The sequence below is a fragment of the Tateyamaria sp. genome (genome assembly GCF_039945315.1).
Lineage (GTDB): Bacteria > Pseudomonadota > Alphaproteobacteria > Rhodobacterales > Rhodobacteraceae > Tateyamaria.
This window is the reverse complement of sequence record NZ_JBDUXB010000052.1, coordinates 140,489-157,514: the sequence shown is the minus strand read 5'-3', so window position 1 is coordinate 157,514 and position 17,026 is coordinate 140,489. Positions and strand designations below refer to the sequence as shown.

Below are 17,026 nucleotides of genomic sequence, written 5' to 3'. Positions count from 1 at the left end.
CTGGGAGAGAGAGTTTTTATGTTTGCGTTTTTAAAGTCTTTGCGCAAGGCCGCACGCCGAGCCATCATTCCTGTGGCCGCTCTTGGTCTGGCGGCCTGTGACACTGCCCCAATCGGCAGCGGCCCGGCCATTGATACATCCAAGCCAGTGCCGGTCGCCCTGCTTGTGCCGCGCGGATCCGGACAGTCCAGCGATGATCTACTGGCACAGAACCTTGAAAACGCGGCCCGCCTTGCGATGCGCGACCTCAATGGCGTCGAAATCGATCTGCGAGTCTACAGTACTGCTGGAAACGCCCAAACCGCAGCTACCCAAGCGGCAGCGGCCATCAACGACGGTGCGCAAATCATCCTTGGCCCGCTCTATGCTGAAGCGGCTAATGCTGCTGGCGTAGCCGCAGCCGCCGAAGGGGTCAACGTACTGGCCTTTTCCAACAATACGACAATCGCTGGCGGCAACGTCTTTGTGTTGGGATCAACCTTTGGCAACACGGCAGACAGGCTGGTCAGCTACGCCACAAGCCAGGGACGCCGCAATATGGTGGTGGTGCACGCCGAAGACGTGGCCGGCCAACTTGGTCGTGACGCCATTACCCAGTCCATCGCGCGCAACGGCGCTTCGCTCGCCGGCACTGTAGGGTATCCGCTGTCCCAACAAGGCCTTATCGCCGCCGTACCGCAGATCAAAGCGACGGTGGACAATGCAGGGGCAGACTCAGTGTTCCTGACGGCGACACCTTCTGCTGGGCTCCCCCTTCTGACACAACTGCTGCCCGAAGCAGGTGTCGCTCCAACAACAACCCAGTTTATCGGCCTTTCCCGCTGGGACAGTCCATCGCAAACGCTGGACTTGCCCGGGGTACAGGGGGGCTGGTTTGCCCTGCCCGATCCAAACCGAAGTGCTGCGTTTAACAACCAGTACCTGACGGCTTATGGCAGCGCACCACACCCGCTGGCCGGCCTCGCGTTCGATGGCATTGCAGCGATCGGAGCACTGGCCAGTCGGGGCGACTCGAACGCCTTGTCGCGGTCATCGTTGACTCAAGGATCAGGCTTCCAGGGGGCTTCAGGCATCTTCCGGCTGCGTGGGGATGGCACCAGCGAACGTGGGCTCGCTATCGCCACTGTGCGAGAAAACCGGGTCGCTATCATCAGCCCGGCACCAACCAGCTTCGGCGGGGCTGGGTTCTGATCACACGGTGAGCGTTCCTGCCCTTAAAATTCAGCAAAAAGTCCTGCCAGAGCTGATCTGCGACCCATCAGACGTGTTTGATGTCGCCGCATTTGATGCACTGTTGGACAAGGCGATTGCGGACAACGACAGAACTGCCCGCACGGCGTTGCTTGAGCACCTGAAAGCTGCGCAAGTGGACGGTCGGGCCCGCATCGCAGAAGCTTTTCGCCAACATCCGTTCCGCTCTCGCCCCACCACACGGGCCTATTCTTACCTCACCGACTGCCTTGTCGGGGCGGCCTTTCGCACGGCGCAACACCTGTTGCATCCCAACCCCACTCCGACCAAGGGCGAACGGATTGCAGTGCTGGCGGTGGGGGGCTATGGGCGCGGTGAAATGGCACCGTTTTCTGACGTCGATCTGCTGTTCCTGACGCCCTACAAAATCACGCCATGGGCCGAAAGCGTGATCGAGGCTACACTCTACCTGCTCTGGGATCTCAAACTGAAAGTGGGGCATTCCAGCCGAACCGTGCGGGATTGCATCCGGCTGGGTGGCGAAGATTTCACCATCCGCACTGCCATGCTGGAAAACAGGTTCCTACTGGGTGATCCTGACCTTGCGACAGAACTGGACAACCGGCTACGAGCAGACCTTTTTGAAGGCACCGAGCGGGATTTCATCCGTGCCAAACTGGCCGAACGCGAAACGCGCCACCGCAAGCAAGGGCAACGTTATGTGGTCGAACCCAATGTTAAAGAGGGCAAGGGGGGCTTGCGCGATCTGCAATCACTGTTCTGGATCGGCAAGTATATCTACAAGGTTCAGGATGCCGCCGAACTTGTCCCTTTAGGATTGTTCACGCGAGACGAATTCCACGACTTCGTGAAGGCCGAAGACTTCTTGTGGGCCACACGGTGCCACATGCACTTGCTGACCGGACGGCCTACGGAACAATTGACCTTTGACATGCAGGCCGCTGTTGCGGAAGCCATGGGATACGAGGACAAGTCAGGGCGGCGCGGTGTTGAGATTTTTATGCAGGCCTTCTTTCGGCAGGCCACCGTGGTGGGCGACCTAACCCGGATCTTCCTGACTGAACTCGAGGCGATCCACCTCAAAGACGAACCGTTGCTCGACCGTCTGTTCAAACGGCGGCGGCGGGTTAAACCCGGCTACGAAGTGATCCACAACCGGTTAGCCATCGCAGACGACGCCGCCTTTCTGAAGGACAAACTGAACCTGCTGCGCCTCTTCGAGGAGGGGCTGCGTACGGGCATGCTGATACACCCGGATGCCATGCGGCTCATCAAATCCAACCTTGATCTGATTGACGAGGAAATGCGGCGCACACCCGAGGCGCAGCGGATTTTTCTCGATCTGATGCTGAAACACGGCAACCCGGAACGGGCCTTACGACGTATGAACGAACTGGGGGTGCTGGCCGCCTTCATCCCCGAATTCGAACATGTCGTGGCAATGATGCAGTTCAATATGTACCACTCCTACACGGTCGACGAACACATCATCCAGTGCATCGCGCAGCTGGCCATGATCGAAAAAGGGGAACTGGTCGAAGATCTGCCTGTCGCCTCCTCGATCCTGAAACGGGGCGTCAGCCGGCGAGTGCTGTACGTTGCGCTGCTGCTACATGACATCGCCAAGGGAAAACCGGAAGACCACGCCATTCTCGGGGCACAGATGGCGCGCAAGATTGGGCCACGGCTGGGGCTGAAACAGGATGAGGTGGACACGGTCGAATGGCTGATCCGATACCACCTCCTGATGTCGGACATGGCACAGAAACGCGACATCGCCGACCCTCGCACCGTGCGCGATTTTGCCAAAGCCGTGCAGACGGTTAAGCGGCTCGACCTGCTATGTGTGCTCACGGTTTGTGACATCCGCGGCGTCGGACCCGACGTCTGGAACAACTGGAAAGCCGTTCTGATCCGCGCGCTTTACCGGCAGACCAAGCGCGCGCTTGAAGATGGGATGGAGGCGCTCACTCGAGAGGGTCGGGGTGCAGAGGCTAAACGTGCCCTACGCGACGCGCTGTCAGACTGGCCACGCAAAGACCTGCAAATCGAAACCGCGCGCCACTACGAACCATACTGGCAGGGGCTGCACGTCACTGCCCACGTGGCTTTTGCAAACATGCTGCGCAAAGCGGACGGGTCCAAGGTTCTGATCGACCTGCATCCAGACGAAGACCGCGACGCGACACGCATCTGTTTTATCATGCCAGACCACCACGGCATTTTTGCCCGCCTCACCGGAGCGCTGGCACTGGTCGGCGCCAATATTGTCGACGCGCGCAGCTATACGACTAAGGACGGATTTGTGGCCGATGCGTTCTGGGTGCAGGACTCGGACGGCAATGCCTTTGACCCTTCCCGCCTGCCACGTCTGCGCAAAATGATCGAACGAACCCTTGCAGGTGAAGTGGTGACACGAGACGCCATCAAAGACCGCGACAAAATTAAAAAGCGGGAAAAAGCGTTCCGCGTACCCACTCACATCACCTTCGACAACGACGGGTCCGACATCTACACGATCATCGAGGTCGACACGCGCGACCGCCCCGGCCTGCTGCACGACCTGACGCGGACGCTGGCGGCGAGCAATGTCTATATCGCCAACGCGGTCATCGCGACCTACGGTGAACAGGTCGTGGACACCTTTTATGTCAAAGACATGTTTGGACTGAAATACTTCTCGGAAAACAAGCAGGCGAGCCTTGAGAAAAAGCTGCGCACCGCGATCAGCGAAGGCAGCGCACGGGCCGAAGGCTGACCGCCAACCTTTTGACGGTTTCACCGGCAAAGCGCTCATGCGCAACTATTGTCTGTTGTCTGCTGGCGAACTGGACAAGTAGCAGTAGCCCAAAAACTGCACCACAGGATTTAAAGCCCCAGAGGCAACTGGTAAGGATACAGCCACAGCCAAGGATCTCAATGCATGCCCGATCAGAACTCCAGCTTTTTTCACATTGCCACCCAACGCAGCGTGGTGTTGCGCGCAGCGCGTATTGCAACCGTTGTGGGGCTCATCCTAGCCGTTATCAATCATGGGGATACATTGGTTTCTGGAGAAGCGACCCTTTCAACGTGGTTCAAAATCGTGCTGACCTTTCTCGTCCCGTTCGGTGTATCGACGTTTTCGTCTGTGTTGGCCGTACGTGAGCGTATGCAAATGGTTGAACCGATGAAATGAGAGCGTTGGCTATAACCCCGGTTTACCAGAACATAAAAATACTCAAGGTAACGGCATTCTGATATCTCTGATGCCAATCATCTCCAGCAAGGCACCCGCCATGGACAACAGTAAATTCGACACCGGAATGAAAACGCGGCGCGCCGTTCTGGGAGACGCTCATGTGGATCGGGCCGAGGCGTCCAAAACCGACTTTGACACTCCGTTCCAAACTCTGATCACCGAAGGCGCATGGGGCACCGTGTGGTCCTCTGACGCGATCAGCCTGCGTGAACGTTCCATGATCACACTCGCCCTTCTGGCAGCCACCAAGAACTTTGACGAAATCCCAATGCATATCCGCGCCACAGCCCAGACCGGAGCAACCAAGCAGGACGTCATCGAAGCGTTTCAGCATGTCGCGATCTATGCCGGCGTTCCGGCGGCAAACCACGCCATCAAACTTGCCAAACAAACCTACGCAGAGATGGAGGCAAACCCGGAATGACGCGCAAGGACCTAATACAGCGTGACCGCGAATGGCATCCGCCGGCCTACGCCCACGATTACAAATCCAGTGTGACGCGCTCACCGCGCTATGCGCTCCTGTCCCTCGACAACTCCGAAAGCGAACTCAGCGGCCCCAGCTTTGGCCACTCCGACATTGACCCGCTCGATAACAATCTGATCCGCAACTACGCCAAGGACGGAGACGCCATTGGCGAACGCATCATCGTTCATGGCCGTGTACTGGACGAAAACGCGCGCCCTTTGCCCAACACGCTTGTTGAGATCTGGCAAGCCAATGCAGGCGGGCGTTATCGGCACAAGAAAGACACCTACCTTGCCCCAATTGACCCAAACTTCGGTGGATGCGGGCGGACCCTGACGGACGAAAACGGGCGCTATGCCTTTCATACGGTCAAGCCCGGCGCCTACCCGTGGCGCAACTGGGTCAACAACTGGCGGCCAGCGCATATCCACTTTTCGGTCTTCGGCACCGCCTTTGCGCAGCGCCTGATCACACAGATGTATTTTGAAGGCGACCCGCTGATCGCGAAATGTCCCATCGTCAAATCTATTCCGGACCAGCGCGCCATCGACCAATTGGTCGCGGCCCTTGATCTCAACGAAACGGTGCCGCTGGACAGCATCGCCTACAAGTTCGACATCGTGTTGCGCGGCCATCGCTCAACCTTTTTCGAAAACCGTCCTGAGGGGAACTGAGAATGGTCCAATCGTTGAATTACCTCAAAGAGACCGCCTCTCAAACCGCTGGGCCTTACGTCCATATTGGATTGGCCCCGGGTGCCGCAGGCTTTGACATCTACGCCAATGAACTGGGGCGCGACATTACCGGCCCCAACGCCAAGGGCGACCGGATCACAGTGACAGGCACGGTCAGCGATGGCACGGGCGCCCCAGTCAAGGATGTGCTGATCGAGGTCTGGCAAGCCAACGCTGACGGCGTTTACCCCGGCGAAGGCCACGTCGAAGACGGTTTTCGCGGCTTTGGCCGCGCGATCCCCGATTTCGACAGCGGCGTGTTTACGTTTGAGACGATCAAACCCGGCGCAGTGGCCGCGAGCAATGGCAAGCCCATGGCCCCACACATTAACCTCTGGCTTGTGGCGCGGGGGATCAATGTCGGGCTGAATACGCGGATGTATTTCGGGGATGAGACTGAGGCAAACGCCGCCGATCCAGTGCTGGGCCTGATCGAGCAGGTCCACCGCCGCGACACCCTGATCGCACGCCCGGATGGGTCCACCTATCACTTCGACATCTGCCTTCAGGGCGATGCCGAAACCGTCTTCTTCGATATATGAGCGTAACCTATGACCAAACCTTGCATTATCTGCGTCGCCATTACCGGATCCGTGCCGACCAAGAAAGACAACCCCGCCTTACCGGTCACGGTCACCGAACAGGTCGAGAGCACCCATGAGGCCTTTGAGGCAGGCGCAAGCATAGCCCACTGCCATGTGCGCGATGATGAAGGCAAACCAACTTCTGATCCTGACCGGTTTGTCCTGCTCAAAGAGGGCCTGGAAAAACACTGCCCGGGCATGATCATCCAACTCTCCACAGGCGGACGCTCGGGCGCAGGTCTTGAGCGGGGCGGCATGCTGCCCCTGCGCCCTGACATGGCCTCGATCTCTGTGGGGTCCACCAACTTTCCTACCCGCGTTTACGAAAACTCGCCGGACCTCGTGGACTGGCTGGCTGGCGAGATGCGCAAGTACGACGTCAAACCCGAGGTCGAAGCCTTTGACCTCAGCCACATCTTTCAGTCCAAAAAGATGGCCGATGCAGGCGACATCATCGGCACACCCTACGTCCAATTTGTGATGGGTGTGAAAAACTCCATGCCCGCCGACCGCGACGTGTTTAATTTTTACGTCAAGACCGTACACCGCCTGTTCGGGACTGACGCACCGTGGTGCGCAGCAGGCATCGGTCGGTCGCAGCTAGAGCTCAACGAGTGGGCGATCGCCGCAGGCGGGCACGCGCGCACCGGGCTCGAAGACAATGTGCGGATGGACCGGGAGACACTCGCACCGTCGAACGCAGCACTCGTAGCGCGGGCCGTCGAAATCTGTAAAAAACACGACCGCCCCGTCGCCACTTCCGCGCAAGCGCGCGAGATTTTGGGGTTAAGGCCAGTGGCAGCCTGACCCCAACCCGTCGCGACGCTTGCGGCGCCCGACAGGAAATTCTGGCAATAGGCTAGATACTCAATTAGCCACGAATACAGGATAAAAAGGTGGGTATTATGGAACGGTTCGCCGACAGTCACGACAGCTTATACATCACCGAAGTCGCCGAGCAGGCCAACGAACTGGCAGCATCCATCCCCCAACTCCTCGAAAAGATCACGCTGCTGCAAGCAGCTGTGAACGACTTTGCCAAACTCAATCTGGAAGAAGGAACGATACCCAAAGAGTCCTTCGGATACATTCCGCTCGACCTTGGCGAGTTCTTCGCAAAAATCTTCGCGCTTGAACAGGCACTGACACTCGACGTGGACTACCGGCACCCCGAACTGCGCCACCGTCCCTGTACGTTCCTCGAGGTCGGCTGCGGGGGAGGACGGCTGGTGCACTTGCTCAGTTGCACCGACCGGTTCAACTTCGACAAGATCCACGGGTTCGATATCTCAGAGCCAATGATTCAGTCCGGTACGGCTCGGTACGGGCTGGGAAACAACCTGTTCGTGGAAGACTGCCTGACCTTCGACTACTCTGGCTATGACGTGGTTTTTTTCTATCGGCCCCTTCAAGACGATGATGCCGAAACCGCGTTCGAGAACCGGCTGATTGAAACACTGAAACCCGGCGCATTCATTGTCGGGGCCGGGCAGGAATCGCTGGATGACAACCGCAAAGTAGTGGCCAAGGACGAACAACACTCGATCTTCAAGCGGCTGTGATGATGAGCGCATGGCGCTTAAGAAAAGCGGCCTTACAGAGATCGGTGGCCATGCGCCGCCTATTCCCAAACACGTGTTGCGTTCCCAACCCAAAGGCTAGGACAGCGATCGCACACAATGCTCTGCAGCAAGGTCCGCTCGTCGGGACGAAGCTACGGTTCGGCATTTGCAGTGCGGGATCTGCTATCGGCCGTATGTGTCTTGCGCACCATTGGCCCGGCGAAGGACCGGACAGATCGCTTATGCTGGCGTCGGCATTTTGGGGAAGTAGTCTTCGCAATCGCCTTCACGGTTCACGTCTGCAGTGCAGCAATGCAAACCACCGCCAAAAGCGTATGCGTCGCGCAATTCGACCTCGACGACTTCCATGCCTAGCTTATCCATCTGCTCAGCCTGATAGACCTCGGATTTTTCAACACAGACTGTTTTCGGGTCAAGAACCAACACGTTCATCGAAAGCCAAGTGGACGAATAGCAGAGCGGAGGTGGTGCATTGTGCGCAGGTTGGGCCGCATCGACGATTTCCCAATCGTTATCCGCGTACATTTTGCGCTGTGCCTCAGGCAAGCGGCGCTGAGGGTTGTTCAGGATCAAGCCGGGGCGCAAAGGTGTAAAGGTCGCATCAATGTGGATCGGGTAAGGATCACCTGGAAAGTTCACTGTATGCACACGGTGATCAGGGAAGTGACGACGCAACCATTCGATGCCTTTTTCATTGGTCGTAAAGCCATGCTGGACGACTAAGTCACGCCCAAATCGCAGCACGTCTGCCGCATCAAATAGCGGCTCTTCTTCAGTCGTGACAAAGAATTTCTCTTCGGCCCACTTAAGGCGTTGCTCAACGCCGATCTTATCGCTCAGGTAGTCAGGGTGGTAATCGGCATCCGTAAGGCGCGGTTTAGGTGCGCTTTCATGGCGGAAGTTGGGATCTTCGTCGAAATACCGCTGCATCAGCGGGCGATAGTTCAGATACTCAAACCAACGACAGCGATACGACATCGTCGCCTCAAGCATCTCGGACCCGACCGTCAACAATACGTCGCGGGGTGGCATGCACCCAAATTGACTGTCGGTTTTGAAATCTGGCGTCTCGGCGGGCAGCGCGTGGTTGATTGAGGTCGGACGATCAACACGAATGCCACGACCTTCCAGCATCGTGGCGAAATTGTCCAAAAGCTCGTTGGCGCGATCAATCGTCTCTTGTGGTCTGCGGCCCCATTGCCCACGCATGTCACTGTCTTCAGGAACTTTTGCCTCAAGTGCTGGTTCGTTTGGCGGGATATGGCAGTCATCCGCACGGCCCACGATCACGTGTTTCAGTGGGTCCCATTCGTTCCAACTATTGACGACAGTTTTCTGCATTTTACACCTCAGACATAATGCTGTCGTCGTAGTGCCAATGTTAAAGGTTCACAAGTCTCTGGATAGAGCTGGAACTCTCTAGGTTAGATCTGCACCTCACTGCGAGGTTCGAGCAACGTCGATTAAGAGCGCTTGTTCGCTAAGACTTGCAGAACGATCCGGTATAGTTCACCGCCAAGATATTCAGCACTCACAAAGAACCCCAAGCACTAACAGTTCCTAGTCCCGCCAGGGTAGCCAAGTGATTTCTATTAGTGTGGGGACATCCCGAACTGGGATGCCCCCACACCATCAGAGGTTCGTCACATCAATGGACGACGGCATCGTCAGGCCGGGGCCGATTCGTTCCCGAAACCCGGTCTCCGATGATCAGACCATCGGCTCCGGCAGACACTTCGATCGTCTCACCGTCCTTAATGTCCCCGGCCAGCAACATCTCTGCCAGCGGGTTTTGTAGGGCCGATTGGATTACCCGTTTCAAGGGCCGTGCCCCGAACACAGGATCATACCCTTCGTCCGCCAGCCATTTCCGCGCGCCATCGTCCAGTGACAGTTCGATCTTGCGCGCCGCCAGACGTTGGAGAAGGCGACCCATTTGGATGGTCACGATACCGTCCATATCCTCACGGGCCAGCCGATCAAAGATGATCGTCTCGTCCAGTCGGTTGAGGAACTCTGGCCGGAAGTGTGCACTCACCGCGTCCATCACATCCCGCCGCGCGTCCGAGGCGTCTGCCCCATCTGGCAGCTGGCTAAGGCTCTGCGCACCAAGGTTGGACGTCAGGATGATAAGCGTCTGCTTGAAATCCACGGTCCGCCCCTGTCCGTCGGTCAGCACCCCATCGTCGAGCACCTGCAATAGCACGTTGAACACGTCTGGATGCGCCTTCTCGACCTCGTCGAAAAGCACCACTTGATAAGGCCGCCGACGTACCGCTTCGGTCAATACACCGCCCTCATCATAGCCGACATATCCGGGAGGTGCCCCGATCAGCCGCGCAACCGCGTGCTTCTCCATGAACTCCGACATGTCGATGCGCACCATCGCGTTGTCATCGTCGAACAGGAACTCAGCCACCGCTTTGGTCAGCTCGGTTTTACCCACGCCAGTTGGGCCAAGGAACAGGAACGATCCCAAAGGACGATTCTCGTCGTTCAACCCCGCACGCGCCCGGCGAACCGCGTTGGCCACGGCACGCACGGCACTGTTTTGCCCGATGACGCGGGCGTGCAGTTGGTCTTCCATCCGCAGGAGCTTTTCGCGCTCACCTTCCAGCATTTTGGCAACCGGAATGCCGGTCCAGCGCTCGACGACAGAGGCGATTTGCTCAGGCCGTACAGCCTCAGCCACCATTGCGTCGCTCTCGGCGCCTTCGGCCTCGCCCAGCTTGCGCTCAAGCTCGGGGATCACACCGTAGGACAGCTCACCCGCCTTGCCGAGGTTGCCCTCGCGTTTGGCGATGTCGAGCGCAGCACGCGCCTGATCCAATTGCTCTTTCAGATCACGAGCACCGGCCAGCTTGTCCCGCTCACCCTGCCACTGCGCAGTCATCTCGGAACTGCGCTGGGACAGGTCAGCTAGATCTTTTTCGAGTGTCTCGAGCCGATCTTTGGACGCGGTATCATCCTCTAGGCGCAACGCCTCGACTTCGATCTGCATTTGCAGGATTTGACGGTCGAGCGCGTCCAGCTCTTCGGGTTTGCTGTCCACCTCCATCCGCAAACGGCTTGCCGCCTCGTCCATCAGATCGATGGCTTTGTCAGGCAAGAAGCGGTCGGTGATATAGCGGTGGCTCAGTGTCGCTGCAGTCACCAATGCGCTGTCCGAAATCCGCACACCGTGGTGCAGTTCGTACTTTTCCTTGATGCCGCGCAGAATGCTTACCGTGTCCTCTACTGTTGGTTCTTCCACCAGCACGGGCTGGAACCGACGGGCAAGGGCTGCGTCCTTTTCGACGTATTTGCGGTACTCGTTCAAGGTGGTCGCACCGACACAGTGCAATTCACCCCGCGCCAGCGCAGGTTTGATCAGGTTGGCCGCGTCCATCGCTCCCTCAGAGGCACCTGCCCCAACCAGAGTATGCATCTCGTCAATGAACAGGATCACTTCACCCGCAGCTTCGGTGACTTCTGTCAGAACAGCCTTGAGACGCTCTTCGAACTCGCCGCGATACTTTGCGCCCGCGATCAACGCGCCCATGTCGAGCGCCAGCAAGCGCTTGTTGCGCAAGGATTCAGGCACGTCGCCATTAACGATGCGCAGCGCGAGGCCTTCGGTAATCGCGGTTTTACCCACGCCCGGTTCACCGATCAGCACCGGGTTGTTCTTGGTCCTGCGGGACAGCACCTGCATGGCACGGCGAATTTCTTCGTCACGCCCGATGATCGGGTCAATCTTGCCCGCCTCGGCCCGTTCTGTCAGGTCCATCGCGTATTTTTTAAGGGCGTCATAGCCATCCTCGGCGCTCGCGGTATCCGCTGTTCGCCCCTTGCGGATGTCATTGATGGCAGAGTTCAGAGACTGCGGGTTTACCTTGCCGGCTTCCAACGCCTCTTTGGCGCCAGACTTCACCATGCCAAGCGCCATCAGCACCCGTTCGACGGGCACAAAACTGTCACCTGCCTTTTTGGCAAGCCCTTCGGCCTCGGCCAGCACTTTGCCCGTCGCCTGATCAAGATAGACCTGCGCCGCATCCCCACTAACTTTGGGCAGTTTTGCCAAAAGTTGATCAACGTGGGTCAGTACGCGGGCAGGATCACCTCCGGCGCGCGTGATCAGGTTGGCCGCGAGGCCCTGATCGTCATCCATCAGTGCTTTGAGTAGATGTTCGGGAGTCAGCCTCTGGTGGCTGTCTCGTGTCGCAATTGTCTGCGCAGCCTGCACGAACCCGCGCGACCGCTCCGTGAACTTGCTCAAGTCCATGGTCATTCTCCTTTTACAGCGCCCACTTTTTCGCGCCCTCAGATAGGCACGCGAAGGTGTAGGCCTTACGAGTAAAAGATGGGTGTGCAGGTACCAGTTCGCAAGACCCTCAGAACCTCAATCCAACCAAAAAAGGAGTAGTTATTGTCGCCATGTCCGGGGAATTGGGCAGCAGCCTCTTTCAACTAACCCACAGCCTTTTTTTACATCGGATCAAAGTACTATGGCGATTTTCCGCCGAATTTACCGGGTGTTCAGACACATTGGACGTATACGTAGAATCTAGAATTTTTCATTATTAACTGATACTTATATCGCAATCGAATTCAACTTCACAGAGACCGCACGAGGTTGTGACGCCACGTCCGCCGAACTCCCTCTTTTTTTCCAAACGGCAGCGTCCACATACTTATCCACAAGAGCAGAGACATAAAAAGGTGTCAAAATGTATACCATCCCACTGCAATTCAGCGATGTAATCTACAACGCAGCAAACCAGACGTTTGAAGCATTGGTGACCGTGCATGACCGGTCTGGAGCACGCCGCTATGCCTGCGCAATCTCAGCACCGATCGAAATGGAATTCGAGGAAGCTGCCAAAGGTTTGTCAACGCAAGCGATGCGCCGACACGGTCGCAGCGACTTTGGATCGATCCTCAAATTCTCGCGAATGCATTCAAATGGCCAAGGGCCGCAGGCAGATGTCATCTCGCAAGACCACCCACAAGCAGCCTAAGCACTCCGCTTTACCTCGGTTGAACTTAAGGAAGCAGCTTCAGAACGCCCGAATGCGTCCTCATGCATTTGGGCGTTTTCGTTGATGGATTTTGCCCATGTCCTGCCGTATGACCCCGTGACAGCACATTGAGGGGCATAGACATGGCAGATGACAGACTAATCGTGGCGATGGACGTGCCAAATGCGGTGGTGGGGCTCGAATTGGCGACAAATCTTGGGGACAGCGTCAGTTTCTACAAAATCGGCCTTGGGATGCTTACGGGTGGCGGCCTCGCGCTGGCCAACGAACTAAAGCAGGAACACGGCAAGCGTATCTTTCTGGATATGAAACTGTTCGACATCGGCGCCACGGTTGAAGCGGCGGTGCGGGGCCTCGCCCAATTCGATCTCGACTTTCTCACCGTTCATGGTGATCCGCATGTGGTGCGCGCCGCCAAAGAAGGGGCGGCCGGCTCCTCCCTCAAAATCCTGGCCGTAACCATCCTGACCTCGCTGGATCGCGACGATCTGGACAGCTGCCTGATCCAGCCGGGTGAAATCAGCGATCTGGTGCCCGAACGGGCCGCACGCGCATTCGAAGCGGGTGCCGACGGCGTCATCGCCTCACCACACGAAGCGGTAGCGATCCGAGCCCTGCCTGAGTCGGAAGATCGGCTGATCGTGACCCCCGGAGTGCGCCCTGCAGGAGCCGATACAGGGGACCAGAAACGCATCGCGACCCCCGAAAATGCCATCGCGAATGGGGTTGACCACATCGTAGTGGGCCGTCCGATCTGGCGCGCACCAGATCCGAAAAAGGCCGCTCAGGACATTCTCAACGAGATTGTCAGCCCCCAGGCCCTTAGTCCAAATCGCTGACAAACAACGCATTTTTCCAGTTATCCACGACTTATCCATAGGTTGTATCGCGCTGAATTTTTCATCAACTGATTGTGCCTTAGGCGCAACAGGGCACTCTATATCGCAAGGTATGGATTTCATGACTGTGCCAAAACCCGTCCCGGTGGTAAGTTGCCGTTAGGTGATACTCCCCGACGAACCATTTCTTCCTGAAGTTCGTCACCTCCCCCCGCTCGCGTTGCGGGGGGTTCTTTTGAGGGGGACCCTATTTGCTCCGCTCAATCCCGATAGATGCGACACCAGCCAGATAATCACCCAATCGCGGCTTGAACTGTGGGACCACCATGTCGTGCCCCAAAAAGCCATCGACAGACATCAGCGCCCATCTTTGCCCCTCGTCTCCCAACACGATCTGCTCGCGAGTTGTAGCCGGCACATGAGCGGCAAAGAACCACGAGATGTCGCCACTGGTCGTGCCGTAATCGCGGCCCCAAGTGACAAGGGCGGGATCAATCACAAGGCTCAGCTCTTCATGGGTTTCACGAAGCACGCATTGCAAAGGCGTCTCACCGGGTTCGATGCCACCGCCGGGCAGGTCCCAGTACCCCGCCCACATCAGCCCCGGCCTATCATCCCGTTGCAAAGTCGCCAGTTGATCCCCGACAAACAGTGCAAGTTTTGCCCCAATCACCCGTCCCGCCATGTTCAAATCCGTTGCCACTCGCTAATGTGCCTAACACGAGCCACAAAGCCTGCCCATGTCCAGCCTCTGCCGCGAATGCCTGACTGAATTCGAAACCGGAACGCGCTGCCCGTCCTGTGGCAGCCCGCGCGTTGTGGCGCATCCCGAACTGTTCGACCTCACCATCGCGCACATGGATTGCGACGCTTTTTATGCTTCGGTCGAAAAACGGGATGACCCGAGCCTTGAGGGCAAGCCGGTCATCATTGGCGGTGGGCGGCGCGGGGTGGTGTCCACAGCCTGCTACGTTGCGCGTATCCGCGGTGTGCGTTCGGCCATGCCGATGTTTCAGGCCCTGAAACTCTGCCCTGATGCGGTGATCATCAAACCCAGGATGGAGGCTTATGTCGACGCCTCGCGCGCGATCCGCGCGATGATGGAGGAACTGACCCCCGCCATCGAGCCTTTGTCGCTGGACGAGGCGTTCATGGATCTGTCCGGTACTACTCGCCTACACGGCGCCCCGCCTGCGGTGATGCTGGCCCGGCTGATCAAGCGGATGCGCACCGAATTGGGGCTGACGGGCTCCATTGGCCTCAGCCACAATAAATTCCTCGCTAAGGTCGCGTCTGATCTGGAAAAACCCCACGGGTTCTCGGTGATCGGCAAGGGCGACACCAACGCCTTCCTGCGGGACAAGCCAGTGCGCCTGATCTGGGGGATTGGCCCGGCGGCTCAAGCCTCTCTGGAGAAAGCGGGAATACGCACCTTTTCCGATCTCCTGAGGTGGGAACAAACCGATTTGGTCGCGCGATTTGGATCGATGGGAGACCGATTGTGGCATCTGGCACGCGGGCAGGACAAGCGACGCGTGTCGCGGAATGCACCCATGAAGTCGATCAGCAACGAAACCACCTTTGGCGAAGATACGAACGATCCCGATATCCTTGACGGGCACCTGTGGCGAATGGCCGAAAAGGTCTCGGACCGAGCCAAGGCCAAAGGGCTGGCGGGGCGGGTCGTCACACTCAAACTCAAGCGTCGCGATCATTCATCGCTCACACGACGGCTGTCGCTGCGGGATCCTGCGCAACTGGCCGACACCGTCTACCGGGTTGCGCGGGGGCTGTTCGATCAGGTTGGGGACGAGGGCCCCTATCGGCTATTGGGTTGCGGGCTCAGTGATCTGTGCAGTGCTGATCAGGCGGATGCCTCAGGCGATTTGCTGGACCCCGATGCCCGGAAGCGAGGTAAGGCTGAACGGGCCGCAGATGCGATCCGCGATCGCTTTGGGCATGACGCAATCATGAAAGGGCGGGCGCTGCGCTAGGCTCTATTCAGCGGCCAGAGGCACCCGCGTCTGCCCGATCGCTGCGATCTCTGCGATCACTGACTGCAAACGGGCCTGAACTTGCGCGAACCCGGAATTGGGAGCAATCCGTCGCTCATCCATGTAAAGGGCACGATCAATCTCAACTTGAATGGCGTGCTGGTTGCGCGATGGACGGCCGTATGCCTGAGTGATGTAGGCGCCCGCAAATGGTGCATTGCGCACAACTGTAAAGCCGGCCGCAGCAAAGGCCGTTTCGACCCGCTCCATCACTTCGCTGCTCGCCGCGGCCCCGAAACGATCGCCCAGAACAACGTTGGGGCGGGCCATGCCGCCTCGTGCAATACCATCCATCGCCTCATGCGGCATCGAGTGGCAGTCAATCAGAATCGCCTGACCGTGATACTGATGCGCGCCGTCCAGCAACGTTTGCAACATGTGATGATAGGGGCGCCAATAAAGATCAATGCGCCGCTCGGCTTCGGTACGATCCAGTTTGCCGCGATAAATCGCGCGCCCATTCGCCACCACACGGGGAATCACACCAAGGCCACTGGCAATACGAGGGTTGTGACCCTGCCGACGGACACCTTCGATCAGGGCCGGGTCCAGTTCGTCAGCACTGCGGTTGAGGTCGATGTAAGCACGCGGCGCACCGGCCTTGAGCAACGGCGCACCCGCACCCGGGGCTGACGCGAACAATTGATCCACGAATGCATCCTCAGAGGACCGTACCGTCTTTTCATCCAGAACCGTCTTGCGCAGAAAGGTCCAAGGATAGTCGCGCCCGGAATGGGGCGAGGCAAACACCACGCAGCTCGTGCGTCTTTCAGGGTGTTCAACGTCATAGGCGACTTTTGGCATGGATCCTCCTCTTGACCGGTAACATAGACCATGAACCGTGAAAGCCAAAAGCCCTTGATCCCGCCATCGACTCCTTTTATAGCCCCCCTACCCGGCGCGGACTTCCGCGCCCGCTTTTATTGTGGGCCGCAAAAATGTGCAGGGTAACGTGCGGGATTAGCTCAGCGGTAGAGCACTTCGTTGACATCGAAGGGGTCACAAGTTCGATCCTTGTATCTCGCACCACCGCATTCCGCTGACGGGCCGAGGCCCCGACGCAAATTAAACCGGCACCTGATGTGCCAAAACGCAACCCGGCGCTGCTTCGCGCCATGAAACATGAGGAAGAAGCGCCATGAAGGTTCGCAACTCGCTCCGTTCGCTCAAAAACCGGCACCGTGATTGCCGCGTTGTGCGTCGCAAAGGCCGCGTATACGTCATCAACAAGACGCAACGTCGGTTCAAAGCGCGCCAAGGCTAAGGCCCAAGCAACAGACTTTTGAAAA

At 58.0% G+C, this 17,026-nt stretch carries 16 protein-coding genes and 1 tRNA gene; 13 read left to right on the top strand and 4 right to left on the bottom strand.

Translation table 11 applies throughout. From position 1 onward, the window contains the following. Positions 1 to 18 precede the first annotated feature (18 nt). The 8 genes from ABJD00_RS16850 (at position 19) to ABJD00_RS16815 (ending at position 7,802) form a co-directional block, all read left to right on the top strand. Positions 19 to 1,191 carry a penicillin-binding protein activator gene (locus ABJD00_RS16850; protein WP_413832774.1) on the top strand — a complete coding sequence of 391 codons (1,173 nt, stop codon included), beginning with the start codon at positions 19 to 21 and terminating at the stop codon, positions 1,189 to 1,191. After that, entirely contained in the window at positions 1,091 to 3,970 is a 2,880-nt protein-coding gene (locus tag ABJD00_RS16845; protein ID WP_413832772.1) for a [protein-PII] uridylyltransferase, read from the top strand. Before ABJD00_RS16850 ends, ABJD00_RS16845 begins: the two co-directional genes overlap by 101 nt. 165 nt (positions 3,971 to 4,135) lie before the next feature. Beyond that, positions 4,136 to 4,390 (top strand): nitrate/nitrite transporter NrtS, encoded by a 255-nt coding sequence (gene nrtS / locus ABJD00_RS16840; protein WP_413832770.1) that lies wholly within the window; start codon positions 4,136 to 4,138, stop codon positions 4,388 to 4,390. Positions 4,391 to 4,490: 100 nt separating this feature from the next. After that, positions 4,491 to 4,877, top strand: a complete 387-nt coding sequence (pcaC, locus tag ABJD00_RS16835) for a 4-carboxymuconolactone decarboxylase (RefSeq protein ID WP_413832768.1) — start codon at positions 4,491 to 4,493, stop codon at positions 4,875 to 4,877. After that, positions 4,874 to 5,596: a protocatechuate 3,4-dioxygenase subunit beta gene (gene pcaH / locus ABJD00_RS16830; protein ID WP_413832766.1), complete on the top strand. Its 723-nt coding sequence runs from the start codon at positions 4,874 to 4,876 to the stop codon at positions 5,594 to 5,596. The genes pcaC and pcaH overlap by 4 nt, the downstream gene beginning before the upstream one ends. A gap of 2 nt (positions 5,597 to 5,598) precedes the next feature. Then, positions 5,599 to 6,198, top strand: coding sequence for a protocatechuate 3,4-dioxygenase subunit alpha (gene pcaG, locus ABJD00_RS16825; protein ID WP_413832764.1), 600 nt, complete (start codon positions 5,599 to 5,601; stop codon positions 6,196 to 6,198). A 9-nt stretch (positions 6,199 to 6,207) separates the two neighbouring features. After that, on the top strand, positions 6,208 to 7,047 hold the full coding sequence (locus tag ABJD00_RS16820) for a 3-keto-5-aminohexanoate cleavage protein (RefSeq protein ID WP_413832762.1): 840 nt from the start codon (positions 6,208 to 6,210) through the stop codon (positions 7,045 to 7,047). A 98-nt stretch (positions 7,048 to 7,145) separates the two neighbouring features. Then, on the top strand, positions 7,146 to 7,802 hold the full coding sequence (locus tag ABJD00_RS16815; protein WP_413832760.1) for a class I SAM-dependent methyltransferase: 657 nt from the start codon (positions 7,146 to 7,148) through the stop codon (positions 7,800 to 7,802). A 240-nt stretch (positions 7,803 to 8,042) separates the two neighbouring features. Here ABJD00_RS16815 and ABJD00_RS16810 read toward each other — a convergent pair whose 3' ends face one another. Together ABJD00_RS16810 and clpB are read right to left on the bottom strand one after the other, a co-directional pair. Continuing rightward, positions 8,043 to 9,164, bottom strand: a complete 1,122-nt coding sequence (locus tag ABJD00_RS16810) for a serine/threonine protein kinase (protein ID WP_413832758.1) — start codon at positions 9,162 to 9,164, stop codon at positions 8,043 to 8,045. Positions 9,165 to 9,471: 307 nt separating this feature from the next. Further along, positions 9,472 to 12,087 carry an ATP-dependent chaperone ClpB gene (gene clpB, locus ABJD00_RS16805; protein WP_413832756.1) on the bottom strand — a complete coding sequence of 872 codons (2,616 nt, stop codon included), beginning with the start codon at positions 12,085 to 12,087 and terminating at the stop codon, positions 9,472 to 9,474. 445 nt (positions 12,088 to 12,532) lie between these two features. Between clpB and ABJD00_RS16800 the strand changes: the two genes are divergently transcribed. Together ABJD00_RS16800 and pyrF are read left to right on the top strand one after the other, a co-directional pair. Beyond that, positions 12,533 to 12,823, top strand: coding sequence for a hypothetical protein (locus ABJD00_RS16800; RefSeq protein ID WP_413832754.1), 291 nt, complete (start codon positions 12,533 to 12,535; stop codon positions 12,821 to 12,823). Positions 12,824 to 12,966: 143 nt separating this feature from the next. Further along, the gene (gene pyrF / locus ABJD00_RS16795; RefSeq protein ID WP_413832752.1) at positions 12,967 to 13,683 is read left to right on the top strand and encodes an orotidine-5'-phosphate decarboxylase; all 717 of its coding nucleotides are present in this window, start codon (positions 12,967 to 12,969) and stop codon (positions 13,681 to 13,683) included. Between the two features lie 247 nt (positions 13,684 to 13,930). Here pyrF and ABJD00_RS16790 read toward each other — a convergent pair whose 3' ends face one another. Continuing rightward, the gene (locus ABJD00_RS16790) at positions 13,931 to 14,368 is read right to left on the bottom strand and encodes an NUDIX hydrolase (RefSeq protein WP_413832750.1); all 438 of its coding nucleotides are present in this window, start codon (positions 14,366 to 14,368) and stop codon (positions 13,931 to 13,933) included. A gap of 55 nt (positions 14,369 to 14,423) precedes the next feature. Here ABJD00_RS16790 and ABJD00_RS16785 point away from each other — a divergent pair, with 55 nt between their 5' ends. After that, positions 14,424 to 15,677 carry a DNA polymerase IV gene (locus tag ABJD00_RS16785; RefSeq protein WP_413832748.1) on the top strand — a complete coding sequence of 418 codons (1,254 nt, stop codon included), beginning with the start codon at positions 14,424 to 14,426 and terminating at the stop codon, positions 15,675 to 15,677. Between the two features lie 3 nt (positions 15,678 to 15,680). Here ABJD00_RS16785 and ABJD00_RS16780 read toward each other — a convergent pair whose 3' ends face one another. Next, positions 15,681 to 16,541 (bottom strand): N-formylglutamate amidohydrolase, encoded by an 861-nt coding sequence (locus ABJD00_RS16780; protein ID WP_413832746.1) that lies wholly within the window; start codon positions 16,539 to 16,541, stop codon positions 15,681 to 15,683. A 150-nt stretch (positions 16,542 to 16,691) separates the two neighbouring features. Here ABJD00_RS16780 and ABJD00_RS16775 point away from each other — a divergent pair. Both ABJD00_RS16775 and ykgO read left to right on the top strand, forming a co-directional pair. Beyond that, a tRNA-Val gene (locus ABJD00_RS16775) sits at positions 16,692 to 16,766 on the top strand. A 109-nt stretch (positions 16,767 to 16,875) separates the two neighbouring features. After that, positions 16,876 to 17,001: a type B 50S ribosomal protein L36 gene (gene ykgO, locus ABJD00_RS16770; protein ID WP_005850168.1), complete on the top strand. Its 126-nt coding sequence runs from the start codon at positions 16,876 to 16,878 to the stop codon at positions 16,999 to 17,001. Positions 17,002 to 17,026 lie beyond the last annotated feature (25 nt).

What these genes read in the sequence shown, in the direction of transcription:
- ABJD00_RS16785 (WP_413832748.1), top strand. Translation starts at nt 14,424, where the DNA reads ATGTCCAGCCTCTGCCGCGAATGCCTGACTGAATTCGAAACCGGAACG.
- ABJD00_RS16845 (WP_413832772.1), top strand. Translation starts at nt 1,091, where the DNA reads ATGGCACCAGCGAACGTGGGCTCGCTATCGCCACTGTGCGAGAAAACC.
- ABJD00_RS16850 (WP_413832774.1), top strand. Translation starts at nt 19, where the DNA reads ATGTTTGCGTTTTTAAAGTCTTTGCGCAAGGCCGCACGCCGAGCCATC.
- ABJD00_RS16815 (WP_413832760.1), top strand. Translation starts at nt 7,146, where the DNA reads ATGGAACGGTTCGCCGACAGTCACGACAGCTTATACATCACCGAAGTC.
- ykgO (WP_005850168.1), top strand. Translation starts at nt 16,876, where the DNA reads ATGAAGGTTCGCAACTCGCTCCGTTCGCTCAAAAACCGGCACCGTGAT.
- pcaG (WP_413832764.1), top strand. Translation starts at nt 5,599, where the DNA reads ATGGTCCAATCGTTGAATTACCTCAAAGAGACCGCCTCTCAAACCGCT.
- pcaH (WP_413832766.1), top strand. Translation starts at nt 4,874, where the DNA reads ATGACGCGCAAGGACCTAATACAGCGTGACCGCGAATGGCATCCGCCG.
- ABJD00_RS16800 (WP_413832754.1), top strand. Translation starts at nt 12,533, where the DNA reads ATGTATACCATCCCACTGCAATTCAGCGATGTAATCTACAACGCAGCA.
- pyrF (WP_413832752.1), top strand. Translation starts at nt 12,967, where the DNA reads ATGGCAGATGACAGACTAATCGTGGCGATGGACGTGCCAAATGCGGTG.
- pcaC (WP_413832768.1), top strand. Translation starts at nt 4,491, where the DNA reads ATGGACAACAGTAAATTCGACACCGGAATGAAAACGCGGCGCGCCGTT.
- ABJD00_RS16790 (WP_413832750.1), bottom strand. Translation starts at nt 14,368, where the DNA reads ATGGCGGGACGGGTGATTGGGGCAAAACTTGCACTGTTTGTCGGGGAT.
- nrtS (WP_413832770.1), top strand. Translation starts at nt 4,136, where the DNA reads ATGCCCGATCAGAACTCCAGCTTTTTTCACATTGCCACCCAACGCAGC.
- ABJD00_RS16780 (WP_413832746.1), bottom strand. Translation starts at nt 16,541, where the DNA reads ATGCCAAAAGTCGCCTATGACGTTGAACACCCTGAAAGACGCACGAGC.
- ABJD00_RS16810 (WP_413832758.1), bottom strand. Translation starts at nt 9,164, where the DNA reads ATGCAGAAAACTGTCGTCAATAGTTGGAACGAATGGGACCCACTGAAA.
- ABJD00_RS16820 (WP_413832762.1), top strand. Translation starts at nt 6,208, where the DNA reads ATGACCAAACCTTGCATTATCTGCGTCGCCATTACCGGATCCGTGCCG.
- clpB (WP_413832756.1), bottom strand. Translation starts at nt 12,087, where the DNA reads ATGGACTTGAGCAAGTTCACGGAGCGGTCGCGCGGGTTCGTGCAGGCT.